We start from the raw sequence: 25,106 nt of genomic DNA on the forward strand, positions 1-25,106 counted from the left end.
TTGGTTACTCGTTGACGTCGCCGAGGATCTGCAGGACCTCGTCGGGGCTTCCGGCGGCGAGCAGCTTGGCGACCTCGTCCTCATCGCTGAACACGATGGCGATCTTGGTCAGGATGTCCATGTGCCCGCCGTCCTTGCCGGCGATGCCGACGACGAAGCGCACCTCTTCGCCGCCCCAGTCGAGCGGCTCGTCGTACCGCACGAACGAGAGCGCGGAGTCGAGGATCGTGTCCTTGCCCTCGTTCGTGCCGTGCGGGATGGCGAGGAGGTTGCCCATGTACGTCGAGACCGTCGCCTCGCGCTGGAGCATGTAGTCCAGGTACCCGGACTCGACGGCTCCGGCGGCCACCAGGATGTCGGCGGCCTCTCGGATCGCCTCCTCCTTGGTGCGCGCGGTACCGCTCAACCGGATCTGCGAGGCTTCGATGACGGACATGGGCTCCTCCTTCGTCTGTGCGCGTCGCCTAGCTGGCGGCGTGCTGGTTCTTCAGCTTCTCGACGACCTCGTCGTAACGGGGGCTGTTCATGAAGTTGTCGACCGACACGTGCTCGGCGCTCGGGGTGCGCTCCTGCGCCCGGGGCGTGAGCTCGCGCTGCGTGATCACGAGATCCACGTCGTCGTCGAGGTTCGCGATCGCCTTGTTGACGACGGTCACACCCTCGATGCCGGCCTTCTTGATCTTATTGCGGAGCACCGATGCGCCCATGGCGCTCGAGCCCATTCCGGCGTCGCAGGCGAAGACGATGTTCGCGATGGGACGCGCATCCGTCAGCAGCGAGCTCTGCTCGGCGACGACCTCGGCGTCGCGGGCGGGGACACCCTCGGCGCTCAGGGTGCCGAGAACGCTGGACTCCTTGCCCTTGTTGGCCTGGGTCTTCGCGATGGCGGCGGAGAGGTCGCCGGCGTCCTCGTTCTCGAGGTCGCGCTTGCGGCTCGCCCGGAGGATGACGGCGGTGACGAGGAACGACACCGCGGCGGCGGCGATCACCGAGAGGATGACGCCGACGTAGCTGTCGGGCGCGGTCTGCAGCAGCACGGCGATGATGCTGCCGGGCGAGGCAGGGGCACGCAGGCCCGAATTGAACAGCACGTTCACGGCGACACCGGTCGCGCCACCGGCGATGGCGGCGAGGATGGTCATCGGCTTGGACAGCACGTACGGGAAGTAGATCTCGTGGATGCCGCCGAAGAACTGGATGATGACGGCGCCGGGGGCGCTCGCCTTGGCCAGCCCCACACCGAAGATCGCGAAGGCGAGCAGGATGCCGAGGCCCGGGCCGGGGTTCGCCTCGATCAGGAACAGGATCGACTTGCCCTGCTCGGCGACCTGCTGCACCCCGAGCGGGGTGAAGACGCCGTGGTTGATGGCGTTGTTCAGGAACAGCACCTTGCCGGGCTCGACGAGGATCGAGGCGAGCGGCAGCAGACCGACCGAGATCAGCCAGTCGACACCGGCCTCGAGCGCCTTCGACAGGCCCTGGATGACCGGGGCGATGCCGAAGAAGCCGGCGACTGCGAGCAGCGCGCCCAGGATGCCCGACGAGAAGTTGTCGACCAGCATCTCGAAGCCGGGCTTGATCTTGCCGGCCCACAGCTTGTCGAGCTGCTTCAGCAGGTAGGCGGCCAGCGGGCCCATGATCATGGCGCCGATGAACATCGGAATGTTCGCACCGACGATCACACCCATCGTGGCGATGGTGCCGATCACGCCGCCGCGGGCGCCGTAGACCATGCGGCCACCGGTGTTCGCGATCAGGAGCGGCAGCAGGTAGGTGATCATCGGGGCGACGAGACCCAGGTACTGCGGGAAGGTGGTGCCGTCGTCCGCCTGGGCGAGCGAGGTCGCCGCACCCGTCCAGCCGATGACGTCGGCGTTGCCGAAGCCGCCGAGGATGCCGTTGGGCAGCCAGCCGGTCGCGATGAACAGCGAGGTGATGAGACCCCAGGCGATGAACGCCGGGATGTTGGGCATGACCATGCCCGAGAGGAAGGTGCCGAAGCGCTGCACGCGGATGCGCGCTCCCCCTCCGGTCTTTGCTTCTGACGTCGTTGTCATGACGACTGCTCCAATTCGTGTGGGTGTAGGGATGGGATCACTGGGATGCTGCTGCGGTGGTGACCGCTCCACGGGCCTCGACGGCGCTGTTCGCCGAGAGGGCCAGTTCGGCGAAGTGCTGGGCCTCGTCGAGCGTGAAGCGGGCGAGCTCCGCGCGCACGTCGGCGAGAGCCGACGGCGACATGGAGAGCGTGGTCGCGCCGAGGCCCACGAGCACCACGGCGAGAAGGGGGTCGGCGGCGGCCTCGCCGCAGATCCCGACGGGCTTGCCGGTGGCACGGCCGGCCTTGCCGACCTCCCCGACGAGCTTCAGCACGGCCGGGTGCCACGGGTCCTGGAATGAGGCAACCGAGCCCAGCAGCCGGTCGGCCGCCAGGGTGTACTGCGTCAGGTCGTTGGTGCCGATCGACGCGAAGTCGGCGTCGGCGAGGATGCGGTCGGCCAGCAGGGCGGACGAGGGCACCTCCACCATGACGCCGGCGGTCTTCAGGCCGACCTCGCGGGCGAGGGCGGTGAAGTAGCGGGTCTCCTCGACGGTCGAGACCATCGGCGCCATCACCCAGACGTCGGCGTCGGTCTCGGCCTCGGCGGCCGCGAGGGCGGCGAGCTGGTCCCGCAGGATGGGCTCGTTCGCCCGCAGCGCCCGAAGGCCGCGGAGACCCAGCGCCGGGTTCTCCTCGGGGGCGTCGTTGAGGAAGCTCAGCGGCTTGTCGGCTCCGGCGTCGAGCGCGCGCACGACGACCTTCTTGCCGGCGAAGGCCTCGAGCAGACGCTTGTACTGCGCCTTCTGCTCCTCGACGGTGGGTGCGCTCGAGGAGTCGAGGAAGAGGAACTCGGTGCGGAAGAGTCCGACACCCTCCGCGCCCTTCTCGAGCGCGTCCGCGGCGCCGTCGGCCGAACCGAGGTTCGCCAGGAGCGGCACGAGGGTGCCGTCGGCGAGGGCTCCGGGGCCGGTCGCCGAGCTGCGGGCCGCCTTGATCTCGGCGGCCTTCGCCTCGGCGGCGGTGCGCTCCTCGGAGCTCGGGGCGACCGTCACGGTGCCGGTGGCCGCATCGACGACGATCTCGGTGCCGTCGGCGAGGGTGAGCGCATCCGTCACCCCGACGACGGCCACGATCGACTTCTCGCGGGCGAGGATCGCGGTGTGCGAGGTGGGGCCGCCGTCGCTCGTGACGAGCGCGAGCACCTTCGACAGGTCGAGCAGGGCGGTGTCGGCCGGCGCGAGGTCGCGGGCGACGAGAACGAACGGATGCTCGGGGTCGGGCACTCCCGGAGCGGGGACGCCGCGCAGGTGCGCCACGACGCGCTGCGAGACGTCGTCGAGGTCGGTCGCGCGCTCCCCCATGTAGCCGCCCATGCTGACGAGCAGGTCGCGGAAGGAGGCGAACGCCTCGAAGACCGCGCGCTCGGCGGTCTTGCCGGAGTCGAGCCGGGTGCCGATGTCGTCGATCAGCGTCGGGTCCTCGGCCATGAAGGCCTGCGCCTCGAGCACGTCCTTGGCCGAGCCGCCGGCGCGCTCTCCCCGGTGCCGGATGATCGCGGCGGTGGCCGCCAGTGAGGCGCGGGCGCGCTCCTTCTCGGCGTCGGGGGTGAGCGCCGAGGCGGTGTCGTCGGGCTCGGGGAGCGGGTCGGGCATCCGGAGCACCCCGCCGACGGCGATGCCGCGGCCGATGCCGGTGCCGGTGAGGGAGGACGACATCACTCGGCGTCCAGGTCGGTGGAGAGCAGGGTCGCGAGCTCGTCGAGCAACCCGTCGGAGTCGGGCGCCTCGGAGACGAGCGTGACGGTGTCGCCGTGCTCGATGCCGAGCGAGATGACGCCGAGGATGCTCGCGGCGTTGACGGCCTTGCCGTTCTTGGAGATCTGCACGGGCAGGCCGGACTTCGCCACGGTCTGGGTGAAGAGCGTGGCCGGACGGGCGTGCAGCCCGTGCTTCGATGCCAGTTCGACGGTTCGTTCAGCCATGGTGGACTCCTTTGATCGGTGTTGATGTCGCGGTCTCGTCTGCCGGGGACCGCAGCCCGGCGAGTTCTTCGATCCTTCGGGCGGCGAGTTCGGCGCCGTCCCGCCCGAAGACGTTCTCGGGGAGGAGCTCCGCCACGGCACCCGCCCGCTCGGCCCGCTCGGCCAGCCCGGCGAAGCGGTCGGCGAGGTGAGGGCCGACGAGCAAGATGCGCGTCGCCGCGAGCCTGTCGTCGAGATCGGCCAGCGTGCCCGCGTCCACGACCAGGTCGAGATCGCGGTCCCGGATGATCCGGCGCAGTCTCACGGCGAGGAAGGTGCTCGATGCTCCTGCACCGCAGACGATGAGCACTCTGTCCACGCACGCCTCCTCGCGTCCTGATCCGATCTCCTACGATCCTGACCGAGTGCTGGGGATCTGGCCAGCAGGCTTGCTTCCGGCCCCTAGGAAGCCCTGCTCCCCGGAACCGCTTAGGGTGACAGTGATGACTGCGAAGTACGAGCGCCTGCTGGAGTATCTGGCCGAGACCACCGACTGGGTCACGGCCGGCGAGCTGGCGGATCGGCTCGGGGTGACGACGCGCAGCGTGCGCAGCTACGTCACCAGTGTGAAGACCGCGGCCAAGCCGCTCGAGGTCATCGCCTCGTCCACCAGCGGGTACCGGCTGAACCGGGAGGCGTACGCCAGCTTCCTGGAGGGCCTGCGGGGGCGGGACGCCGAGTCCGGCAGCCCGCGCGACCGGGTGCACGCCATCATCCGCGGTCTCGGCGACGCCCCCGACGGGCTCGACGTCTACGACCTCGCCGCGACGATGTTCGTCAGCGAGTCGACCGTCGAGGCCGACCTGCGGAAGGCCAAGCTCCTCGTGGAGGACGCCGGTCTCGGGCTGAGCCGGCGCGGCAGCGTCGTCGCCCTCACCGGCAGCGAGCTCAACCGGCGGCGACTGCTCAGCCGGCTGTTCCGCGAGGAGAGCGCGCAGGGGTTCCTCGACCTGCAGAACATCCAGCGGGAGTTCCTCTCGGGCGACCTGACCTCGTTCAAGTCGGAGCTGATCGCCATGCTCGACGGCAACGGCTTCTTCGTCAACGAGTACTCGATCGACAACGTGCTGCTGCACGTCGCCATCGCCGTCGACCGGGTGGCCAAGAAGCAGTCGATCGGGCCGGCCGACGACGACGCCCGCCCGGCCTCGGAGACCGTGCGCGAGGTGGCGGCGCAGCTCGACACCCTCGTGCGGGCGCACTTCGACGCGGCGCTGAGCGCCCGCGAGCTTGACTACCTCTCCGTGCTGCTCACCACCCGCGTGCTCACCCCGGGGCACGACCGGCCCGCGCAGGACGTGGCCGACTCCTACCTCGAGGCCGATGACCTGGCCGCGATGCGCCGCATCGTGCGGCTGGCGAGCGAGGAGTACCTCGTCGACCTCGACGACGAGGACTTCATCGTGCGGCTCAGCCTGCACATCCGGAACCTGGTCGCCCGGGCGCAGGAGAAGTCGTACTCGCGGAACCCCATGACCCGCTCGATCAAGAGCACGTTCCCGATGATCTACGAGCTCGCGGTGTTCATCGCCAGCCAGATCCAGCGGCGCGAGGGCATCGTCATCAACGACGACGAGATCGCCTACATCGCCCTGCACGTGGGCTCGCACCTCGAGCGGCAGAACCTGCGCCAGGAGCGCGTGACCTGCGCGATCGTGTGCCCGAACTACTACGACATGCACGTCGTCCTGCGTCAGCGCCTCGAGGCCGAGCTCGGCTCGGAGCTGCAGGTCGACGCCGTGATCACCCGCGCCGACGTCGATTGGGCGGCGCTCTCCTCCGACATCGTCGTGACCACCATCTCGGTGCCGGCGGCCCGTGACAACGTCGTGGTCATCCAGCCGTTCCTCACGGCCGGCGACCTCGAGGCGGTGCGCCGCGCGATCACGACGGTGCGCCGGCACCGCCGCCGCATGCAGCTGAAGGACGAGCTGCTGCAGTACTTCGACGAGCGCCTGTTCCGGCGCAACCTGCACGCTGGCGACGAGGCGGCCATGATCCGCACCCTCGGCGACTCGATGGTCGCGCTCGGCATCATCGACGAGAGCTACGTCGAGGGCGCCATCGAGCGCGAGCGCATGTCGTCGACCGCCTTCACCGACACCATCGCCGTGCCGCACGCCATGGCGATGAGCGCATCGCGCACCGCGATCGCGATCGTCGTGAACGAGACGCCGATGACCTGGGGCGAGAACCGCGTCAACGTCATCGCCCTCTTCGCCTTCAGCGCCTCGGGCCGACGCGCCTTCCAGACGGTCTTCGACCAGCTCGTCGAGGTCTTCTCCGACCGCGACGACGTGCAGCGCATCGTGCGCCGCGCCACCGACTTCGCCTCGTTCATCGACGAGCTCGTCCACGTCATGGACACCTGACGGGCGTTGCTCGGCTCACCTCCTACCCGCCCCGGGCGCCCCGATCGCTACGGGATGGGGACGGGGGTGACGCCGAGGGGGGCCAGGGCGGCCGCACCGCCGTCGGGGGACGTGAGCACCCAGATGCCGTCGGCGTGCACCGCGACCGAGTGCTCCCAGTGCGAGGCCATGCTGCCGTCGGCGGAGGCCACCGTCCACTCGTCGTCGCGGGTGAAGGTCTCGGTGGTGCCGGCCGTGATCATCGGCTCGATCGCCACGACGAGACCGGGCTTCACCTCGGGGCCGCGCTGGCGCACGCGGTAGTTGAACACCGGCGGCGCCTCGTGCATGCTGCGGCCGATGCCGTGACCCACGTAGTCGGTGAGGATGCCGTAGACCGCACCCTGGCGGGTCGAGGGGTGCTCCTCCACGAACTCCTCGATGGCCTCCCCCACCTCGTTCAGGTGGCGGGCGGATGCGAGGCGGGCGATCCCGTGCCACATCGACTGCTCGGTCACCTCCGAGAGCAGGCGCCGCGCGGCGACCTCCTCGGGGCGGGAGGGGTCGTCGAGCACGATCGTGATGGCGGAGTCGCCGTTCCAGCCGTCGACCTCGGCGCCCGAGTCGATGGAGACGATGTCGCCCGGCTCGAGCATCCGCCCACCCGGGATGCCGTGCACGATGTCGTCGTTCACCGAGGTGCAGACGGTGTGCCGGTAGCCGGGCACCAGCTGGAAGTTCGAGATGCCCCCGAGCGACCGGATGGTGCGGTCGGCGACGGCGTCGAGCTCGAGCGTGGTGATGCCCGGGCGGATCGCCTCGCGCACCGCGGTCAGCGAGGCGGCCGTGACGAGCCCCGGCTGCACCATCAGCCGCAGCTCGGCCGGGGTCTTGTAGATGCCCTTGTTCTTGCCGAAGGCCATGGTGCTCAGCGAGCGGCGAGGGCGGCGATGATGCGGCCCGTCACGTCGTCGATCTCGCCGAGACCGTCGACGGTCACCACGAGGCCGCGGCCGTCGTAGACCTCGACCAGCGGAGCGGTCTGCTCGGCGTAGACGTCGAGGCGCTTGCGGATGACGTCTTCGGTGTCGTCGCTGCGGCCCTGCTCGGCGGAGCGCTTGAGCAGGCGGCGCACCACCTCGTCGGTGTCGGCCTCGAGCACGATGACCGCGTCGAGCGAGGTGCCAGAGACGCCGAGGATGTCGTCGAGCTCCTCCACCTGCTGCAGGGTGCGCGGGTAGCCGTCGAGCAGGAAGCCGTCGGCCGCGTCGGGCTGCTGGAGGCGGTCGCGCACCAGGTCGTTGGTGAGCGCATCCGGAACGTACTGACCGGCGTCCATGAACGTCTTGGCCTTGACTCCGAGCTCGGTGCCGTTCTTGACGTTCTCGCGGAAGATGTCTCCGGTCGACACGGCGGGGATGCCGTAGGCCGCCGAGAGCCGGGCCGCCTGCGTGCCCTTGCCGGCGCCGGGAGGGCCGATGATCAGCAGGCGGAGCGCCGCGGACTGTGCCACCTCGGACGGTGCCGCTCCGGTCATCGGAGCAGCCCCTCGTAGTGGCGCTGCTGCAGCTGCGAGTCGATCTGCTTCACGGTCTCGAGGCCGACACCGACGATGATCAGGATCGACGCGCCACCGAACGGGAAGTTCTGGTTGGCGCCGACCGCGACCAGGGCGATCAGCGGCAGGAGCGCGATCACGCCCAGGTAGATCGAGCCCGGGAGCGTGATGCGGGTAAGTACGTAGTCGAGGTACTCGGCCGTGGGGCGGCCCGCGCGGATGCCGGGGATGAACCCGCCGAACTTCTTCATGTTGTCGGCGACCTCTTCGGGGTTGAAGGTGATCGCGACGTAGAAGTAGGTGAAGCCGACGATGAGCAGGAAGTACATCAGCATGTACAGCGGGTGGTCACCGCGCACGAGGTAGTTGTTGATCCAGGTGACCCAGCCGGCCGGGGCCTGGCCGGCGGCGGGCTGGTTGAACTGGGCGATCAGCGCGGGCAGGTAGAGCAGCGACGAGGCGAAGATGACCGGCACCACGCCCGCCATGTTCACCTTGATCGGGATGTAGGTGTTGTTGCCGCCGTAGGTTCTGCGGCCCACCACCCGCTTGGCGTACTGCACCGGGATGCGGCGCTGGGAGAGCTCGACGAAGACCACGCCGAAGACCACCGCGACACCGACCGCGAGCACGGCGAGGAAGGTCTCGAAGCCCTGGGTCTGGGCGATCAGCCAGAGCGAGGAGGGGAAGGTCGAGGCGATCGAGGTGAAGATCAGCAGCGACATGCCGTTGCCGACGCCGCGCTCGGTGACGAGCTCGCCCATCCACATGATGACGCCGGTGCCGGCGGTCATGGTGATGACCATGAGGAGGATGGCGTACCAGGCGTCGTTCGTGATCAGCTGGCCGCACTCGGCGACGGTGGAAGTGCCGAACAGGGCGCCGGAGCGGGCCACGGTGATCAGAGTCGTGGACTGGAGCACACCGAGCGCGATGGTGAGGTAGCGGGTGTACTGCGTCAGGCGGCTCTGGCCGGAGGCGCCCTCCTTGTAGAGGGTCTCGAAGTGCGGGATGACCACGCGGAGCAGCTGGACGATGATCGACGCCGTGATGTACGGCATGATGCCCAGCGCGAAGATGGAGAGCTGGAGGAGCGCGCCACCCGAGAACAGGTTGACGAGCTCGTAGAGGCCCGAGGTGCCCTGGTTGGCCGCGAGACACGTCTGCACGTTGCCGAAGTCGACGAACGGTGCGGGGATGAACGATCCCAGACGGAACAGCGCGACGATGCCGAGCGTGAAGCCAATCTTTCTGCGGAGATCCGGCGTACGGAAGATCCTCGCGACGGCTTTGAACAAAAAGGGCCTCCTGCGTTCGTGTGGCTCAATGCCAAGAATGCCGGTGACCCGATTCGTGGCCTCGACAGGCTACCTCATTCTGAAGAGGCATCTGTGTGAGGGCCGGGAATCGGGTCACCGGTCAGTGGTTCTCGCTACTTGACGGAACCACCCGCGGCGACGATCTTCTGCTCGGCCGAGCCGGAGACCTTGTCGACCGCGACGGTCAGTTTCACCGCGATGTCGCCATCGCCGAGAACCTTGACCTTCTCGTTCTTGCGAACCGCGCCCTTCGCGACCAGATCGGAGACGGTCACGTCTCCACCGGCCGGGTAGAGCTCCGCGAGCTTCTCCAGGTTCACGACCTGGTACTCGACGCGGAACGGGTTCTTGAAGCCGCGCAGCTTCGGGGTGCGCATGTGCAGCGGCATCTGGCCACCCTCGAAGCCGACGCGCACGGTGTAGCGGGCCTTGGTGCCCTTGGTGCCACGACCGGCGGTCTTTCCCTTCGAGCCCTCACCACGGCCGACGCGGGTGCGCTCCTTCTTGGAGCCCGGTGCGGGACGGAGGTGGTGGACCTTGAGCACGTGCTCGCGCGGAGCAGCGGTCTCGTCGGCCTTCGGGGCGGCCTTGGCGGCGGGAGCCTTCGCGGCGGCCGGGGCCTTCGCGTCGGCGGCGTCGGCCTTGGCGGCAGCAGCCTTGGGGGCGGCGGCCTTCTTCGGGGCAGCGGCCTTGGCCGGAGCCTTCTCCGCCTTGGGGGCCTTCTCCGCCTTGTCGGCGGCGGCGGCCTTGGGAGCAGCCTTCTCCTTGGGAGCGGCCTTGGGGGCCGCAGCCTTCTTCGGAGCCGCCTTCGCGGTCTCCTTGGCTTCTTCTTCAGCCATTAGTCAATCTCCTCGACCTTCACCAGGTGTGCGACGGTGCGCACGTAGCCCCGGTTCTGGGCGTTGTCTTCGCGCACGACGACGTCGCCGATGCGCTTCAGTCCGAGGCTGCGCAGCGTGTCCCGCTGGTTCTGCTTCTCGCTGATCTTGGACTTGATCTGGGTCACCTTCAGGCTCGTGGCCATCATGCACCTGCCTTCGCAGCTAGAGCGTCCTGCTCGGCGCGCACGAGGCGGGCCGGGGCGACGTCGTCGAAGGGGAGGCCACGACGAGCAGCCACCGCGCGGGGCTCCTCGAGCTGCTGAAGGGCCTCGACGGTCGCGTGCACGATGTTGATCGTGTTCGACGAGCCGAGCGACTTCGACAGGATGTCGTGGATGCCGGCGCACTCGAGCACGGCGCGCACCGGACCACCGGCGATGACGCCGGTACCGGCAGCGGCCGGGCGCAGGAGCACCACACCGGCTGCAGCCTCACCCTGGACGGGGTGGGGGATGGTGTTGCCGACGCGGGGGACGCGGAAGAAGTTCTTCTTCGCCTCCTCGACACCCTTGGAGATGGCGGTCGGGACCTCGCGGGCCTTGCCGTAGCCGACGCCCACCAGACCGTTGCCGTCGCCGACGACCACGAGAGCGGTGAAGCTGAAGCGACGACCACCCTTGACGACCTTGGAGACGCGGTTGATGGTGACGACGCGCTCGAGGAAGTTGCTCTTGTCGGAGTCGCGGCTGCCGCGGTCACCGCGGTTGGGGTTGCGCTCGCGGCCGCCCCGACGGGCTTCGCGGGGCTCGGTCGCGTTCTGACCGCTCGACGCGGCCGTCTCGACCGGCGCCTCGGCGATTGCTGCCACGTCCGGCTCCTTGTTGGTTTCAGTGCTCACAGGTCCAGACCTCCCTCTCGTGCTCCATCGGCGATCGCGGCGACGCGACCGGCGTAGCGGTTACCTCCACGGTCGAACACGACGGCCTCGACACCGGCGAGCTTGGCACGCTCGGCGACCAGCTCACCGACCTTCTTGGCCTTCGCGGTCTTGTCACCGTCGAAGGTGCGCAGGTCGGACTCGAGCGTCGATGCCGACGCGAGGGTGTGACCCTTGCTGTCGTCGACGACCTGCACGAACACGTGACGTGCCGAACGGGTGACGACGAGGCGAGGACGCGCTTCGGTGCCCTCGACCTTCTTGCGAAGGCGCAGGTGCCGGCGATCGCGGGCTGCGGACTTCGACTTTCCTCTGATTCCAGTAGCCATGGTCTACTTACCACTCTTTCCGGCCTTGCGGCGAACGACCTCGCCGGCGTACCGCACACCCTTGCCCTTGTAGGGCTCGGGCTTGCGCAGCTTGCGAATGTTGGCGGCAACCTCACCGACGGCCTGCTTGTCGATGCCGTTGACCGTGAGCTTGTTGTTGCCCTCGACGGTGAACGAGATGCCCGCGGGCGGCTCGACCGAGATGGGGTGCGAGTATCCGAGGGCGAACTCCACGCCGCTGCCCTTGGCAGCCACGCGGTAACCGGTTCCGACGACCTCGAGGCTCTTGGAGTAGCCGGTGGTGACGCCGATGATCTGGTTCGCGATCAGGGTGCGGGTGAGGCCGTGCAGCGAGCGCGACTCGCGCTCGTCGTCGGGACGGGTGACGAGAACCTGGTTCTCCTCGACGGTGGCCGCGATGGGCTCCTTGATGGCGAGAGCGAGCTCACCCTTGGGGCCCTTGACCGCAACCTGCTGGCCGTCGATGGTGACGGTGACGCCGGCGGGGATGTCGATGGGAAGACGTCCGATACGTGACATTGTCGGTTACCACACGTAGGCGAGGACTTCCCCACCCACGCCCTTCTTGCTCGCCTGACGGTCTGTGAGCAGACCCGAGGAGGTGGACAGGATCGCGACGCCGAGGCCACCGAGGACGGTGGGGATCTCGGTCGACTTCGCGTAGACCCGGAGGCCGGGCTTCGACACGCGCTTGATGCCCGCGATCGAGCGCTCACGGTTGGGGCCGAACTTGAGGCTCAGGGTGAGGGTCTGCCCGACCTTGGCGTCGGTGACCTCCCAGCCGGAGATGTAGCCCTCGGTCTTGAGGATGTCGGCGATGTGCGACTTCAGCTTCGAGTGCGGCATCGACACGGTGTCGTGGTGTGCCGAGTTCGCGTTGCGCAGTCTGGTCAGCATGTCTGCGACCGGATCTGTCATTGTCATTGTGGTGCCTTTCGCGCCTGGTTTCGACACCCTTTACGAGGGATGCCGACCTGGGTCGTCGTGGGTGGATGGTGCCTAGTTGGAGCTGGAGTCGTTCGACCGGAACGGGAAGCCCAGCGCCTTGAGCAGCGCGCGGCCCTCGTCGTCCGTCTTCGCGGAGGTCACGACGGTGATGTCGAAACCGCGCACGCGGTCGATCTTGTCCTGGTCGATCTCGTGGAACATCGACTGCTCCTGGAGACCGAACGTGTAGTTGCCGCGACCGTCGAACTGCTGGTCGGACAGACCGCGGAAGTCGCGGATGCGGGGAAGCGCGAGCGACAGCAGGCGGTCGAGGAACTCCCAGGCGCGGTCACCGCGGAGGGTGACGTGGGCGCCGATGGGCTGGCCCTCGCGCAGCTTGAACTGGGCGATCGACTTGCGGGCCTTCGTGACCTGCGGCTTCTGGCCGGTGATCGCGGTGAGATCCTTGACCGCACCGTCGATGACCTTGCCGTCACGGGCGGCCTCGCCGACACCGGTGTTGACGACGATCTTCACCAGTCCGGGCACCTGGTGCACGTTGGTGAAGGCGAAGTCCTTCGTCAGCTGGTCGACGATCTCGTTCTTGTACTTCTGCTTCAGGCGCGGCTGGATTTTGCCAGCGGGCGCGGCAGTCTCGGTGCTCATCAGAGGTCTTTTCCTGACTTCTTCGCGTAACGAACGCGGACCGTCTTGGTGACGCCGTCCTTCGTGACTTCTTCGTTGCGGTGGCCGACGCGGGTCGGCTTCTTGGTCTCGGGGTCGACCAGGGCGACGTTCGACAGGTGGATCGGCGCCTCCATGGTCTCGATGCCGCCGGTCTTGGTGCCGCGCTGGGTCTGACCGACACGCACGTGCTTGGTGACCATGTTCACGCCCTCGACGACGACGCGGTTGCGCTCGACGAGCACCTCGATGACACGTCCCTGCTTGCCGCGGTCTCCGCCGCGGGCCTGGGTCGCGCCCGAGATGACCTGGACCAGGTCACCCTTCTTGATGTTTGCCATGACTAGATAACCTCCGGTGCCAGCGAGATGATCTTCATGAACTTCTTGTCACGGAGCTCACGGCCGACCGGTCCGAAGATGCGGGTACCGCGAGGGTCGCCGTCGTTCTTCAGGATCACCGCGGCGTTCTCGTCGAACTTGATGTACGAGCCGTCGGGACGACGGGTCGACTTGACGGTGCGGACGATGACGGCCTTGACCACATCGCCCTTCTTGACGTTGCCACCGGGGATGGCGTCCTTCACGGTCGCGACGATGACATCGCCGAGTCCCGCGTAACGACGGCCCGATCCTCCGAGAACACGAATCGTCAGGAGCTCCTTGGCGCCGGTGTTGTCGGCGACCTTCACTCGTGATTCTTGCTGAAGCATTCTTCTACTCTTCCTGAACTAAGTAAGCCGAGGCCTACTTGGCCTTCTCGAGGATCTCGACCAGGCGCCACCGCTTGGTCGCGGACAGCGGACGGGTCTCGCTGATGAGCACGAGGTCGCCGATGCCGGCGCCGTTCGCCTCGTCGTGCGCCTTCACCTTGGAGGTGCGGCGGATGACCTTGCCGTACAGCGGGTGCTTCACGCGGTCCTCGACCTCGACGACGATGGTCTTCTCCATCTTGTCGCTCACGACGTAGCCACGGCGGGTCTTGCGGTAGCCGCGGGCGGACTTGTCCTTGACATCGTGCGAGGACGACTCGTGTCCGGCTGCGACGACCTTCTCTTCGGTCTTGGCCATTACTTCGCCTCCTCAGCGTCTGCAGCGGGGGCCTCGGCCTCTGCTGCCTTCTTGGACTTCTTGGTCGCCTTGGCCGGGGCCTCGACGGGGGCGGGGGTGGCACGGATGCCGAGCTCCCGCTCGCGGATGATCGTGTAGATGCGCGAGATGTCGCGCTTCACGGCACGCAGTCGGCCGTGGCTTTCGAGCTGCCCGGTCGCTGACTGGAAGCGCAGGTTGAACAGCTCTTCCTTGGCCTTGCGAAGCTCCTCGAGAAGTCGAGAATCTTCGAACGTGTCGAGCTCCGCCGGGGCGAGCTCCTTGGAACCGATCGCCATTACGCGTCGCCCTCCTCGCGCTTGATGATGCGTGCCTTGAGCGGCAGCTTGTGGATTGCCCGGGTGAGCGCTTCGCGAGCGACGGTCTCGTCGACACCGCTCAGCTCGAAGAGCACACGGCCCGGCTTGACGTTCGCGACCCACCACTCGGGCGAACCCTTACCGGAACCCATGCGGGTCTCGGCGGGCTTCTTCGTGAGCGGACGGTCGGGGTAGATGTTGATCCACACCTTTCCACCGCGCTTGATGTGACGCGTCATGGCGATACGAGCGGACTCGATCTGACGGTTGGTCACGTACGCGGGGGTGATGGCCTGGATGCCGAACTCACCGAAGCTGACCTTCGTGCCACCGGTGGCGTGGCCACTGCGACCCGGGTGGTGCTGCTTGCGGTGCTTGACTCGACGGGGGATAAGCATGGTTACGCCTCAACTCCTGCTGCGACCGGTGCGTCCGCCTTCGGGGCGGAGTTACGGCGCGGACGGTCACGGTCGCCGCGCTCGGGGCGCGAGGACTTCTGGTTGGCCTGCTCGCGGGCGAGCTCCTTGTTGGTGATGTCGCCCTTGTAGATCCAGACCTTCACGCCGATGCGGCCGAACGTCGTCTTGGCCTCGTAGAAGCCGTAGTCGATGTTGGCGCGCAGGGTGTGCAGCGGAACGCGACCCTCACGGTAGAACTCCGAGCGGCTCATCTCGGCGCCGCCGAGACGGCCCGACACCTGGATGCGGACACCCTTGGCGCCGGCGCGCTGAGCGCCCTGGAGGCCCTTGCGCATCGCGCGGCGGAACGCCACACGGGCGGTCAGCTGCTCGGCGATGCCCTGGGCGACGAGCTGAGCCTCGGCCTCGGGGTTCTTGACCTCGAGGATGTTCAGCTGGATCTGCTTGCCCGTGAGCTTCTCGAGGTCGGAGCGAATGCGCTCAGCCTCGGCGCCACGACGACCGATCACGATGCCCGGACGGGCGGTGTGGATGTCGACGCGGACGCGGTCACGGGTGCGCTCGATCTCGATCTTCGCCACGCCGGCGCGGTCGAGGGAGGTCTTCAGCAGGTTGCGGATCTTCACGTCCTCGGCGACGTAGTCGCTGTAGCGCTGACCCTTCTTCGTGCTGTCGGAGAACCAGCGCGACACGTGGTCGGTGGTGATTCCGAGACGGAAGCCGTACGGATTGACTTTCTGGCCCATTACTTGCTCGCCTTCTTGCTCGCGCCCTCGATCGTCGCAGCCTCGTCAGGGGTTGCGAGCACGATCGTGATGTGGCTGGTGCGCTTGTTGATGCGGAACGCGCGTCCCTGAGCACGGGGCTGGAAGCGCTTGAGCGTGGTTCCCTCGTCGACGAACGCCTTCGCGATGAAGAGGTCCTGCTCGTCGAGGTAGCTGTTCGAGGCGTCTGCCTTGACCCGGGCGTTCGCGATCGCCGAAGCGACCAGCTTGTACACCGGCTCCGAAGCGCCCTGCGGGGCGAACTTCAGGATGGCCAGCGCCTCCACGGCCTGACGGCCGCGGATCAGGTTGACGACACGACGGGCCTTCTGGGGGGTGACGCGGATGTGACGCACGCGTGCGATCGACTCCACCATTTCTCTTCCTCCTTCACGTCGCCGCGCTTAGCGGCGACGGCCCTTCTTGTCGTCCTTCACGTGTCCACGGAAGGTGCGGGTCGGGGCGAACTCGCCCAGCTTGTGACCCACCATGGTCTCGGTGATGAACACCGGGATGTGCTTGCGACCGTCGTGCACGGCGATCGTGTGACCCAGGAAGTCCGGGATGATCATCGATCGGCGCGACCAGGTCTTGATGACGTTCTTGCTGCCGGCTTCGTTCTGGGTGACGACCTTGCGGTACAGGTGGTCGTCAACGAAGGGGCCCTTCTTGAGACTGCGTGGCATCTTCTACAACTCCTACTTACGCTTCTTGCCGACGGTCCGACGACGCACGATGAGCTTGTCGCTTTCCTTGTTGGGGTGACGGGTGCGGCCTTCGGCCTGACCCCAGGGGCTGACGGGGTGACGTCCACCGGACGTCTTGCCCTCACCACCACCGTGCGGGTGGTCGACCGGGTTCATGGCGACACCACGGACGGTCGGGCGGATGCCCTTCCAGCGGTTACGGCCGGCCTTGCCCCAGTTGATGTTCGACTGCTCGGCGTTGCCGACCTCACCGATGGTCGCGCGGCAGCGCGCATCGACGTTGCGGATCTCGCCCGAGGGCAGACGCAGCTGGGCGTAGGGGCCGTCCTTCGCCACGAGGCGCACCGAGGCACCGGCGGAGCGGGCCATCTTGGCGCCGCCGCCCGGCTTCAGCTCGATCGCGTGGATGACGGTACCGGTGGGGATGTTGCGCAGCGGCAGGTTGTTGCCGGGCTTGATGTCCGCGCCGGCGCCCGACTCCACGATGTCGCCCTGGGCGAGCTTGTTGGGAGCGAGGATGTAGCGCTTGGTGCCGTCCACGAAGTGGAGCAGCGCGATACGGGCGGTGCGGTTGGGGTCGTACTCGATGTGCGCGACCTTGGCGTTCACGCCGTCCTTGTCATTGCGACGGAAGTCGATGACGCGGTACTGGCGCTTGTGGCCACCACCGATGTGACGGGTCGTGATGCGGCCCTGGTTGTTGCGGCCACCGGTCTTGGAGAGCGGGCGGAGCAGCGACTTCTCAGGGGTCGAGCGGGTGATCTCGGCGAAGTCCGAGACGGACGAACCGCGACGACCGGGGGTCGTGGGCTTGTACTTGCGAATAGCCATGTGTCTTTTCCTCTAGCTTCCGGGCCTAGCCGACGGCCGTGAAGATGTCGATGGAGCCGGACTTGAGCGTCACGATCGCGCGCTTGGTGTCCTTGCGCTTGCCCTGGCCGAACTTGGTGCGGCGCGTCTTGCCCTGACGGTTGAGGGTGTTGATCGACGCGACCTCGACCTGGAAGATCTTCTCGATGGCGAGCTTGATCTCGGTCTTGTTCGAGCGGGGGTCGACGACGAAGGTGTACTTGCCCTCGTCGATCAGGCCGTAGCTCTTCTCGGAGACGACCGGCGCCAGGATGATGTCGCGCGGGTCCTTGTTGAACGCGGCGTTGCTCATGCGGAAACCTCTTCCTGCTTGGCCTTCGACGCGACGAAGCCGTCGAACGAGCCCTTGGTGAAGACGATGTCGTCGGAGACGAGGACGTCGTAGGCGTTCAGCTGGTCGGCCGGCAGCACGTGAACGGTCGGGATGTTGCGCACGCTGCGCAGGCTCAGCACGTCGTCGCGCTCGAGCACGATGAGGACGTGCTTCGACGAGGCGATCGTGGCGAGGAACTCGTTCACGGCCTTGGTCGAAGGGGTCTCACCCTGCGAGAGGGACTCGACGATGTGCAGGCGACCGCCGCGGGCGCGGTCGGAGAGGGCGCCGAGCAGGGCTGCGGCGATCATCTTCTTGGGGGTGCGCTGGGCGTAGTTGCGGGGCACCGGTCCGTGGACGATGCCACCACCGGTCATCTGAGGGGCGCGGATCGAGCCCTGACGAGCGCGACCGGTTCCCTTCTGCTTGAACGGCTTGCGACCGGCACCGGAGACCTCGCCACGACCCTTGGTCTTGTGGGTGCCCTGGCGGGCGGCGGCGAGCTGGGCGACGACGACCTGGTGGATCAGCGGGATGTTGGTCTGCACGTCGAAGATCTCGGCGGGCAGCTCGACGGTGCCGGACTTCTTGCCGGTGACGTCGAGGACATCGAGCGTGTTAGTTGCGGTAGGCATGGACTACGCCCCCTTCACTGCGTTGCGAACGAAAACGAGACGGCCCTTGGCACCGGGAACCGCGCCCTTGACGAGCAGCAGGTTCTTCTCGGCGTCGACCGAGTGCACGACCAGGTTGAGCACGGTGACGCGCTCGCCACCCATGCGGCCGGCCATGCGCATGCCCTTGAAGACTCGGCTGGGCGTCGAGGACGCACCGATCGAGCCGGGCTTGCGGTGGTTGCGGTGCGAACCGTGCGAGGCGGAGACGCCCTTGAAGTTGTGGCGCTTCATGACGCCGGCGAAGCCCTTGCCCTTCGAGGTGCCCATGACGTCGACCTTCTGGCCGGCCTGGAACGTGCCCTCGGCGGTGAGCTCCTGGCCGACGGTGTACTCCGCGGCGTCCGCGGTGCGGACCTCGGTGAGGTGGCGGCGCGGCGTGACGCCGGCTGCCTCGAAGTGACCGGCGGAGGGCTTGTTGACCTTGCGCGGGTCGATCTGGCCACCGGCGATCTGGACGGCCGAGTAGCCGTCCTTCTCGGGGGTGCGGATCTGGGTGACGACGTTCGGGGTGATCTCGACGACGGTCACGGGGATGAGACGGTTGTTCTCGTCCCACACCTGGGTCATGCCGAGCTTCTTGCCGAGCAGGCCCTTGGAGGTCTTAGCGGTGGTTGCCATGATGATCTAGTGGTTCCTTCCCGCTCAGAGCTTGATCTCGATGTTGACGTCGGCGGGGAGGTCGAGACGCATGAGCGAGTCGACGGCCTTCGGCGTCGGGTCGATGATGTCGATGAGGCGCTTGTGGGTGCGCATCTCGAAGTGCTCGCGGCTGTCCTTGTACTTGTGGGGCGAACGGATGACCGCCACCACGTTCTTCTCGGTGGGCAGCGGCACGGGGCCGACGACGGTGGCTCCTGCGCGGGTGACCGTGTCGACGATCTTGCGCGCCGAGGTGTCGATGACCTCGTGGTCATACGACTTAAGTCGAATGCGGATCTTCTGTCCCGCCATGTGTGACTCTCTCTCTGTCTCGCGTCATACAGCCTCGACTGCATTGGACGCCCTCTGTTTTGCTATCAAGCACCGCGCCCCCGCACTGAAATCAGCCCCGTACTGAGATCAGCACAGCCTTCACCTAGGTGGAGGGGGTTTGCGATTAAGCTCTGTTCTGCTGCCTGCGGCCCAGCTCTGGAAGCTGTGCACTGCCAAAGCAGTGATTCGGGCACACGCACAGTGGCCCAAAATGTTGAACTAGAAGAGTTTGCCACATTCCGGGGCTACATGCAACCCGGGCGTGTCGCACGAGATCACGCCGAACCCGCCCCCAGCTGCAGCACCGCGGCGGCGGCGCGTCCGAGCTCCAGCCCGTACGACGGGCCGTGGCCCACGGCGTGCACCGCGAGCGGGAACAGCTGGTGCAGCGGCACCCGTTCCCGCCACCCGTCGGCCAGCGGTGCCACGTCCTCGTAGCCCCAGAGGATGTCATCGAGGAACGGGGCGCCGAACAGCCGCAGCATCGCGAGATCGGTCTCCCGGTGCCCGCCGTGCGCCGCCGGGTCGATCAGCACGACGCCGGTCGGCGTCCACATCACGTTCCCCGACCAGAGGTCGCCGTGCAGCCGGGCGGGCGGTTCGCCGTCCTCGAAGATCCCGCTCGCGATCAGCTCGCTCGCCCGCTTGACCAGCCGGAATCCGTCGGCCGACAGGTTGCCGCGCGCCACGGCCTGCTCGGCGTAGGGCATCACCCGCTGGCTCGGGTAGAACTCGCTCCAGGTGGCCCACTCCCCCGTGCTCAGGGCGCGCCGGCCGATGAAGCAGGGGCCCGTCCAGCCGGCGGGCGCGGCGCCGAACGCCGACGCTCCGGCGTGATGGGTGCGGGCGAGCTGCTCCCCGAACCTGCTGGCCGCCTCGCGGCTCGGTCGGGCAGGCCGCAGCTCCTCGAGCTCGATGACCTCCGGATGCACGGACTCGACCCGCACGCAGGCGGCACCCCGGGCATCCGCCAACCAGGCGAGCCCGGCCGCCTCGGCCTCATAGAAGCCCTCGGGCGCCCGGGGATCGGTCTTGGTGAACACCCTTCAACGCTAGGCCCGGAAGATTTCAGACGCATGTCGCGGAGGGAACGTTCTCACGGGACCCGGGGCCCAGACGTATCACTACGCTGGCCACTCCCGGCCGAGCTCTGTTCGCACCGTCTGGCGGCGGGTTCCCGTGAGAACGAGTGCCCCTATTCTGCGCCTTCGCCGTTCGAACACAAGACTTGACTTTTCAGTCGAACAGGAGGGCGCGCAGCTCGGTCTCCGCCGAGGCGAGGCGGTCGCGGTCGATGGTGCGGCCGGCCCGGAAGTGGTCGACCACCCGGGGGTCGACGTAGCTCGCCTTGGCGATCGAGGGGGTGTTGCCGAGCACCGCGCAGGCGTCGCGCATGGCCTGGGCGAGGGCCTTCGACCGCGCGGTCTTGGTCGCCTGCGGCCCCGAGCGGGCGAGACTGACGGCCGCGGCGAGCGTGCCGTGCAGCGTGCGGAAGTCCTTGGCGGTGAACTCGCCCCCGGTCTGCTCGCGCACGTAGGCGTTGATCTCCTCAGCGGAGACCGGATGCCAGCGCGACCCGTCCTTCCACGCGATCAGCCGGGCGTTCGCGCCACGCCGCTTCATGGAGCGCACGAAGGAGGCCAGATCGGCGTCGGTGATCTCCGAGTCCCACTCCTGCCCGCTCTTGGCGGGGAACGAGAGGTGCACCCGGTCGCCCTTGGTCGTGGCGTGGGCCGCGAGGAGGGTGGTAAGCCCGTGGCTGCCGTGCTTGGCCGCGTAGCGTTCGCTGCCCACCCGGAGAGAGCCGGTGTCGAGCATCCGGAAGCCGGCCGCCAGCGCCCGCTCTTCGGGGTAGCCCTCGTGACGGAGGTCGATCGTGACGCGACGACGCGCGGCCGGCAGCGACTCGGCCAGCGCCAGGGCACGGTCGTACTTGATCCGGTCCTTCTGCTCGCGCCAGGTCGGGTGGTAGATGTACTGACGCCGACCGGCGCCGTCGACGCCCGTGGCCTGGATGTGGCCGTTCGCGTACGGGGCGATCCAGACGTCGGTCCATGCCGGCGGGATCGCCAGGTGCTCGATGCGGGCACGCAGCTCGGGGTCGGTGACCGTGTTGCCGGCGTGGTCGCGGTAGGTGAAGCCGCGGCCCGCCTTCAGCCGGTGGAGGCCGCGGCCTGAGGAGTCGGAGCGTCGGAGCCGTGCCATCTCCTCAGCACACCACTATCGGTCGCCGACCGCTCCGTCGGCCTTGCGCCGGGCATCCTCGATCTTGTCGTCGTGCTTGCCGCCGGTGACCTTCTTCGCGGCCCCCGCGAGGCCGTCGAGCAGCTTGTCGCTGACCTCCTCGGCCTTCTCGCTCTTCAGTGCCTGCTGCACCTTCTCCTCGTCGAGGAATGCCTTCGCCTTGCGCGTGATGTCGTCGAATCCAGCCATGACTCCAGCATGGCCGGATCCGCTCCCCCGGGCAACGCAAAAGGGCCGCGCCCTGAGGCGCGGCCCTTCTGATGGAGCAGGTGCTACTTGATGATCTTGGTGACGGTGCCGGCACCCACGGTGCGGCCACCCTCGCGGATCGCGAAGCCGAGACCGTCCTCCATCGCGATCGGCTGGATCAGCGCGACCGTGATGTCGGTGGTGTCACCGGGCATGACCATCTCGGTGCCCTCGGGCAGCGTGATGACGCCGGTGACGTCGGTGGTGCGGAAGTAGAACTGCGGGCGGTAGTTCGTGTAGAAGGGGTTGTGACGGCCACCCTCGTCCTTCGACAGGATGTACGCGGTGCCCTCGAAGTCGGTGTGCGGCGTGACCGAACCCGGCTTCACGACGACCTGGCCGCGCTCGACGTCCTCGCGCTTGGTGCCGCGGAGGAGCAGACCACAGTTCTCGCCGGCCCAGGCCTCGTCGAGCTGCTTGTGGAACATCTCGATACCGGTGACCGTGGTCTTCTGCGTCGGGCGGATGCCGACGATCTCGACCTCGGAGTTGATGGCGAGGGTGCCACGCTCGGCGCGGCCCGTGACGACGGTTCCACGACCGGTGATCGTGAAGACGTCCTCGATCGGCATCAGGAACGGCTTGTCCTTGTCGCGGATCGGGTCGGGGATCGACTCGTCGACGGCGTCCATGAGGTCGAGGATGGACTGGGTCCACTTCTCGTCGCCCTCGAGGGCCTTCAGACCGGAGACGCGGACGACAGGTGCGTCCTCGTCGAAGTTCTGACCGGCGAGGAGCTCGCGGACCTCGAGCTCGACGAGCTCCAGGATCTCCTCGTCGTCGACCATGTCGGCCTTGTTCAGGGCGACGAGCAGGTAGGGCACGCCGACCTGCTTGGCGAGCAGCACGTGCTCACGGGTCTGAGCCATCGGGCCGTCGGTGGCGGCGACCACGAGGATCGCGCCGTCCATCTGAGCCGCACCGGTGATCATGTTCTTGATGTAGTCAGCGTGACCCGGGGCGTCGACGTGAGCGTAGTGACGCTTGGGCGTCTCGTACTCGACGTGCGAGATGTTGATCGTGATGCCGCGCTGGCGCTCCTCAGGAGCGGAGTCGATCGACGCGAAGTCGCGCTGAACGTTGGTCGCCGACGGGAACTTGTCCGCCAGGACCTTCGAGATGGCAGCGGTAAGGGTGGTCTTACCGTGGTCAACGTGACCGATCGTTCCGATGTTGACGTGCGGCTTGGTCCGCTCGAACTTGGCCTTAGCCACTAGGTCCTCCTCAGGACTCTCATGCCGTCGTCCGGATGCTGGATTGCATCCGGAACCAGGCGGGGGTTTGTTGATATTTTACGCGAACCTACGAGGCCCGCCGAACTCGGGTGTTACTCGCCCTTGTTCTTCTGGATGATCTCGTCGGCCACAGCCTTCGGGACCTCGGCGTAGCTCTCGAAGGTCATCGAGTACACGGCACGGCCAGACGTCTTGGAACGCAGGTCTCCGATGTAGCCGAACATCTCCGACAGCGGCACGTGAGCACGCACGACCTTGACACCCTGGGCGTCCTCCATGGCCTGGATCTGGCCACGACGGGAGTTCAGGTCGCCGATGACGTCGCCCATGTACTCCTCGGGGGTGCGCACCTCGACGGCCATGAGCGGCTCGAGCAGCACGGGGCTGGCCTTGCGGGCAGCCTCCTTGAAGGCCATCGAGCCGGCGATCTTGAACGCCATCTCCGAGGAGTCGACGTCGTGCGACGCGCCGTCGAGCAGGGTCGCCTTGACGCCCACCATCGGGTAGCCGGCGAGCACGCCGACCTGCAGCGCATCCTGGATTCCGGCGTCGACCGAGGGGATGTACTCACGGGGCACGCGGCCACCGGTGACCTTGTTCTCGAACTCGTAGACCGTGTCGGCCGTGACCTCGAGGGGCGCGATCGCGATCTGGATCTTCGCGAACTGACCCGAACCACCGGTCTGCTTCTTGTGCGTGTAGTCGTAGCGCTCGACGGTCTTGCGGATCGTCTCGCGGTAGGCCACCTGGGGCTTGCCCACGTTGGCCTCGACGTTGAACTCGCGCTTCATGCGGTCGACCAGGATGTCGAGGTGGAGCTCGCCCATTCCCTTGATGACCGTCTGACCGGTCTCCTGGTTCTGCTCCGTGCGGAAGGTCGGGTCCTCCTCAGCGAGCTTCTGGATGGCGACACCCAGCTTCTCCTGGTCGGCCTTCGTCTTCGGCTCGATCGCGACCTCGATCACGGGCTCCGGGAAGGTCATCGACTCGAGCACGATCTGGTTCGACGGGTCGGACAGGGTGTCACCGGTGGTGGTGTCCTTCAGGCCGATGACCGCGTAGATGTGACCGGCGGTGACCGAGTCGACCGGGTTCTCCTTGTTGGAGTGCATCTGGAAGATCTTGCCGATGCGCTCCTTCTTGCCCTTGGTCGAGTTCATGACCTGGCCGCCGGAGTCGAGGTGACCCGAGTACACGCGGATGTAGGTCAGACGACCGAAGAACGGGTGCACAGCGACCTTGAACGCCAGAGCCGCGAAGGGGTCGGTCGGGTCGGGGTGACGCTCGACGACCTTCTCCTCGTCGCGGATGTCGTGACCTTCGGTCGCAGGCACATCCAGCGGGGAGGGGAGGTAGTCGACGACCGCGTCGAGCATCGGCTGCACGCCGCGGTTCTTGAACGCCGAACCGCACAGCACGGGGTAGATCTCCGAGTTGACGGTCAGCTTGCGGATGGCGCCCTTGATCTCGGCGATCGAGAGCTCCTCGCCGCCGAAGAACTTCTCGAGCAGCGCGTCGTCGGTCTCGGCGACGGTCTCGAGGAGGAGCTGACGGTACTCGTCGGCCTTCTCCTTGAGGTCGGCCGGGATCTCCTCGATCTCGTACTTGGCACCCATCTGCACGTCACCCTTGGCGTCTCCGCGCCAGGTCAGCGCGCGCATCTCGACCAGGTCGACGACGCCCTCGAAGGACGACTCCGCACCGATCGGGAGCTGCAGCACCAGCGGCTTGGCGCCGAGGCGGTTGATGATGGTGTCGACCGTGAAGTAGAAGTCGGCGCCCAGCTTGTCCATCTTGTTGACGAAGCAGATGCGGGGCACGTTGTACTTGTCGGCCTGGCGCCAGACGGTCTCCGACTGGGGCTCGACGCCCTCCTTGCCGTCGAACACGGCGACGGCACCGTCGAGGACGCGGAGCGAACGCTCCACCTCGACGGTGAAGTCGACGTGACCGGGCGTGTCGATGATGTTGATCTGATTCTTGTTCCAGAAGCACGTCGTGGCGGCAGAGGTGATCGTGATGCCACGCTCCTGCTCCTGAGCCATCCAGTCCATCGTGGCGGCGCCGTCGTGCACCTCACCGATCTTGTGGGTGATGCCCGTGTAGAACAGGATGCGCTCGGTGGTGGTGGTCTTGCCGGCATCGATGTGCGCCATGATGCCGATGTTGCGGACCTTGTTCAGGTCGGTGAGCACGTCCTGTGCCACGGATTCCTCCGAAAGATAGAAAGGGAAGGTGGG

34 protein-coding genes are annotated in these 25,106 nt (G+C 67.3%); 1 reads left to right on the forward strand and 33 read right to left on the reverse strand.

Features of this window, described 5'->3' with window-relative positions:
- Positions 1 to 4: 4 nt before the first annotated feature.
- From NVV95_RS09800 to NVV95_RS09820, 5 genes are all read right to left on the reverse strand, one after another.
- The gene (locus NVV95_RS09800) at positions 5 to 436 is read right to left on the reverse strand and encodes a PTS mannitol transporter subunit IIA (RefSeq protein WP_259486348.1); all 432 of its coding nucleotides are present in this window, start codon (positions 434 to 436) and stop codon (positions 5 to 7) included.
- 28 nt (positions 437 to 464) lie between these two features.
- A complete protein-coding gene (locus NVV95_RS09805; RefSeq protein WP_259486349.1) occupies positions 465 to 2,057 on the reverse strand; it encodes a PTS mannitol transporter subunit IIBC in 1,593 nt (530 codons plus the stop codon).
- Positions 2,058 to 2,094: 37 nt separating this feature from the next.
- Positions 2,095 to 3,693, reverse strand: coding sequence for a phosphoenolpyruvate--protein phosphotransferase (gene ptsP / locus NVV95_RS09810; RefSeq protein WP_375163804.1), 1,599 nt, complete (start codon positions 3,691 to 3,693; stop codon positions 2,095 to 2,097).
- A 62-nt stretch (positions 3,694 to 3,755) separates the two neighbouring features.
- Positions 3,756 to 4,022, reverse strand: a complete 267-nt coding sequence (locus NVV95_RS09815) for an HPr family phosphocarrier protein (RefSeq protein ID WP_259486351.1) — start codon at positions 4,020 to 4,022, stop codon at positions 3,756 to 3,758.
- Positions 4,015 to 4,380: a PTS sugar transporter gene (locus NVV95_RS09820; protein ID WP_259486352.1), complete on the reverse strand. Its 366-nt coding sequence runs from the start codon at positions 4,378 to 4,380 to the stop codon at positions 4,015 to 4,017. Before NVV95_RS09820 ends, NVV95_RS09815 begins: the two co-directional genes overlap by 8 nt.
- A gap of 124 nt (positions 4,381 to 4,504) precedes the next feature.
- Between NVV95_RS09820 and NVV95_RS09825 the strand changes: the two genes are divergently transcribed.
- Positions 4,505 to 6,433, forward strand: a complete 1,929-nt coding sequence (locus tag NVV95_RS09825; RefSeq protein ID WP_259486353.1) for a BglG family transcription antiterminator — start codon at positions 4,505 to 4,507, stop codon at positions 6,431 to 6,433.
- Positions 6,434 to 6,480: 47 nt separating this feature from the next.
- Here NVV95_RS09825 and map read toward each other — a convergent pair whose 3' ends face one another.
- The 28 genes from map to fusA all read right to left on the reverse strand — a co-directional run bounded on the left by map (position 6,481) and on the right by fusA (position 25,073).
- Positions 6,481 to 7,335 carry a type I methionyl aminopeptidase gene (gene map, locus NVV95_RS09830; protein WP_259486354.1) on the reverse strand — a complete coding sequence of 285 codons (855 nt, stop codon included), beginning with the start codon at positions 7,333 to 7,335 and terminating at the stop codon, positions 6,481 to 6,483.
- Positions 7,336 to 7,340: 5 nt separating this feature from the next.
- Entirely contained in the window at positions 7,341 to 7,949 is a 609-nt protein-coding gene (locus NVV95_RS09835; RefSeq protein ID WP_259486355.1) for an adenylate kinase, read from the reverse strand.
- Positions 7,946 to 9,268, reverse strand: a complete 1,323-nt coding sequence (gene secY / locus NVV95_RS09840) for a preprotein translocase subunit SecY (RefSeq protein WP_259486356.1) — start codon at positions 9,266 to 9,268, stop codon at positions 7,946 to 7,948. Before secY ends, NVV95_RS09835 begins: the two co-directional genes overlap by 4 nt.
- Positions 9,269 to 9,402: 134 nt before the next feature.
- Positions 9,403 to 10,128: a 50S ribosomal protein L15 gene (rplO, locus tag NVV95_RS09845; protein ID WP_259486357.1), complete on the reverse strand. Its 726-nt coding sequence runs from the start codon at positions 10,126 to 10,128 to the stop codon at positions 9,403 to 9,405.
- Entirely contained in the window at positions 10,128 to 10,313 is a 186-nt protein-coding gene (gene rpmD, locus NVV95_RS09850; protein WP_022897975.1) for a 50S ribosomal protein L30, read from the reverse strand. The genes rplO and rpmD overlap by 1 nt, the downstream gene beginning before the upstream one ends.
- Positions 10,313 to 10,969, reverse strand: a complete 657-nt coding sequence (gene rpsE, locus NVV95_RS09855) for a 30S ribosomal protein S5 (RefSeq protein WP_259486479.1) — start codon at positions 10,967 to 10,969, stop codon at positions 10,313 to 10,315. The genes rpmD and rpsE overlap by 1 nt, the downstream gene beginning before the upstream one ends.
- A 35-nt stretch (positions 10,970 to 11,004) precedes the next feature.
- Positions 11,005 to 11,376, reverse strand: coding sequence for a 50S ribosomal protein L18 (gene rplR / locus NVV95_RS09860; protein ID WP_173183347.1), 372 nt, complete (start codon positions 11,374 to 11,376; stop codon positions 11,005 to 11,007).
- 3 nt (positions 11,377 to 11,379) lie between these two features.
- Positions 11,380 to 11,916, reverse strand: a complete 537-nt coding sequence (rplF, locus tag NVV95_RS09865; protein WP_259486358.1) for a 50S ribosomal protein L6 — start codon at positions 11,914 to 11,916, stop codon at positions 11,380 to 11,382.
- A gap of 6 nt (positions 11,917 to 11,922) precedes the next feature.
- Entirely contained in the window at positions 11,923 to 12,321 is a 399-nt protein-coding gene (rpsH, locus tag NVV95_RS09870; RefSeq protein WP_259486359.1) for a 30S ribosomal protein S8, read from the reverse strand.
- A 75-nt stretch (positions 12,322 to 12,396) separates the two neighbouring features.
- On the reverse strand, positions 12,397 to 12,990 hold the full coding sequence (gene rplE, locus NVV95_RS09875) for a 50S ribosomal protein L5 (protein ID WP_259486361.1): 594 nt from the start codon (positions 12,988 to 12,990) through the stop codon (positions 12,397 to 12,399).
- Positions 12,990 to 13,349: a 50S ribosomal protein L24 gene (rplX, locus tag NVV95_RS09880; protein WP_259486362.1), complete on the reverse strand. Its 360-nt coding sequence runs from the start codon at positions 13,347 to 13,349 to the stop codon at positions 12,990 to 12,992. The genes rplE and rplX overlap by 1 nt, the downstream gene beginning before the upstream one ends.
- Positions 13,350 to 13,351: 2 nt before the next feature.
- Positions 13,352 to 13,720 (reverse strand): 50S ribosomal protein L14, encoded by a 369-nt coding sequence (gene rplN, locus NVV95_RS09885; RefSeq protein WP_137837171.1) that lies wholly within the window; start codon positions 13,718 to 13,720, stop codon positions 13,352 to 13,354.
- A gap of 34 nt (positions 13,721 to 13,754) precedes the next feature.
- Positions 13,755 to 14,078, reverse strand: a complete 324-nt coding sequence (rpsQ, locus tag NVV95_RS09890) for a 30S ribosomal protein S17 (protein ID WP_259486363.1) — start codon at positions 14,076 to 14,078, stop codon at positions 13,755 to 13,757.
- Positions 14,078 to 14,395, reverse strand: coding sequence for a 50S ribosomal protein L29 (gene rpmC / locus NVV95_RS09895; protein WP_259486364.1), 318 nt, complete (start codon positions 14,393 to 14,395; stop codon positions 14,078 to 14,080). Before rpmC ends, rpsQ begins: the two co-directional genes overlap by 1 nt.
- Positions 14,395 to 14,814, reverse strand: a complete 420-nt coding sequence (gene rplP / locus NVV95_RS09900) for a 50S ribosomal protein L16 (protein WP_259486365.1) — start codon at positions 14,812 to 14,814, stop codon at positions 14,395 to 14,397. Before rplP ends, rpmC begins: the two co-directional genes overlap by 1 nt.
- A 2-nt stretch (positions 14,815 to 14,816) precedes the next feature.
- On the reverse strand, positions 14,817 to 15,581 hold the full coding sequence (gene rpsC / locus NVV95_RS09905) for a 30S ribosomal protein S3 (RefSeq protein WP_173183340.1): 765 nt from the start codon (positions 15,579 to 15,581) through the stop codon (positions 14,817 to 14,819).
- Positions 15,581 to 15,976: a 50S ribosomal protein L22 gene (rplV, locus tag NVV95_RS09910; RefSeq protein WP_179547448.1), complete on the reverse strand. Its 396-nt coding sequence runs from the start codon at positions 15,974 to 15,976 to the stop codon at positions 15,581 to 15,583. The genes rpsC and rplV overlap by 1 nt, the downstream gene beginning before the upstream one ends.
- 27 nt (positions 15,977 to 16,003) lie before the next feature.
- Positions 16,004 to 16,285, reverse strand: coding sequence for a 30S ribosomal protein S19 (gene rpsS, locus NVV95_RS09915; RefSeq protein WP_066041179.1), 282 nt, complete (start codon positions 16,283 to 16,285; stop codon positions 16,004 to 16,006).
- A 12-nt stretch (positions 16,286 to 16,297) separates the two neighbouring features.
- Positions 16,298 to 17,137, reverse strand: a complete 840-nt coding sequence (rplB, locus tag NVV95_RS09920) for a 50S ribosomal protein L2 (protein ID WP_066041181.1) — start codon at positions 17,135 to 17,137, stop codon at positions 16,298 to 16,300.
- 25 nt (positions 17,138 to 17,162) lie between these two features.
- On the reverse strand, positions 17,163 to 17,468 hold the full coding sequence (gene rplW, locus NVV95_RS09925) for a 50S ribosomal protein L23 (RefSeq protein ID WP_137837178.1): 306 nt from the start codon (positions 17,466 to 17,468) through the stop codon (positions 17,163 to 17,165).
- A complete protein-coding gene (gene rplD, locus NVV95_RS09930; protein WP_259486366.1) occupies positions 17,465 to 18,124 on the reverse strand; it encodes a 50S ribosomal protein L4 in 660 nt (219 codons plus the stop codon). The genes rplW and rplD overlap by 4 nt, the downstream gene beginning before the upstream one ends.
- 3 nt (positions 18,125 to 18,127) lie before the next feature.
- Complete coding sequence (gene rplC, locus NVV95_RS09935; RefSeq protein WP_259486367.1) at positions 18,128 to 18,784, reverse strand: 50S ribosomal protein L3; 657 nt, start codon at positions 18,782 to 18,784, stop codon at positions 18,128 to 18,130.
- A gap of 24 nt (positions 18,785 to 18,808) precedes the next feature.
- Positions 18,809 to 19,117: a 30S ribosomal protein S10 gene (rpsJ, locus tag NVV95_RS09940; protein WP_022895514.1), complete on the reverse strand. Its 309-nt coding sequence runs from the start codon at positions 19,115 to 19,117 to the stop codon at positions 18,809 to 18,811.
- A 296-nt stretch (positions 19,118 to 19,413) separates the two neighbouring features.
- Positions 19,414 to 20,181 (reverse strand): fructosamine kinase family protein, encoded by a 768-nt coding sequence (locus NVV95_RS09945; RefSeq protein ID WP_259486368.1) that lies wholly within the window; start codon positions 20,179 to 20,181, stop codon positions 19,414 to 19,416.
- A gap of 193 nt (positions 20,182 to 20,374) precedes the next feature.
- Positions 20,375 to 21,343: a DNA topoisomerase IB gene (locus NVV95_RS09950; protein ID WP_259486369.1), complete on the reverse strand. Its 969-nt coding sequence runs from the start codon at positions 21,341 to 21,343 to the stop codon at positions 20,375 to 20,377.
- Between the two features lie 15 nt (positions 21,344 to 21,358).
- A complete protein-coding gene (locus NVV95_RS09955) occupies positions 21,359 to 21,571 on the reverse strand; it encodes an Rv0909 family putative TA system antitoxin (protein WP_259486370.1) in 213 nt (70 codons plus the stop codon).
- An 83-nt stretch (positions 21,572 to 21,654) separates the two neighbouring features.
- Entirely contained in the window at positions 21,655 to 22,845 is a 1,191-nt protein-coding gene (gene tuf, locus NVV95_RS09960; protein WP_259486371.1) for an elongation factor Tu, read from the reverse strand.
- A 113-nt stretch (positions 22,846 to 22,958) separates the two neighbouring features.
- Complete coding sequence (fusA, locus tag NVV95_RS09965; RefSeq protein WP_269909043.1) at positions 22,959 to 25,073, reverse strand: elongation factor G; 2,115 nt, start codon at positions 25,071 to 25,073, stop codon at positions 22,959 to 22,961.
- Positions 25,074 to 25,106 lie beyond the last annotated feature (33 nt).

This window comes from Herbiconiux gentiana, from assembly GCF_024978135.1.
In the GTDB taxonomy this organism is placed as follows: Bacteria; Actinomycetota; Actinomycetes; order Actinomycetales; family Microbacteriaceae; genus Herbiconiux; species Herbiconiux gentiana.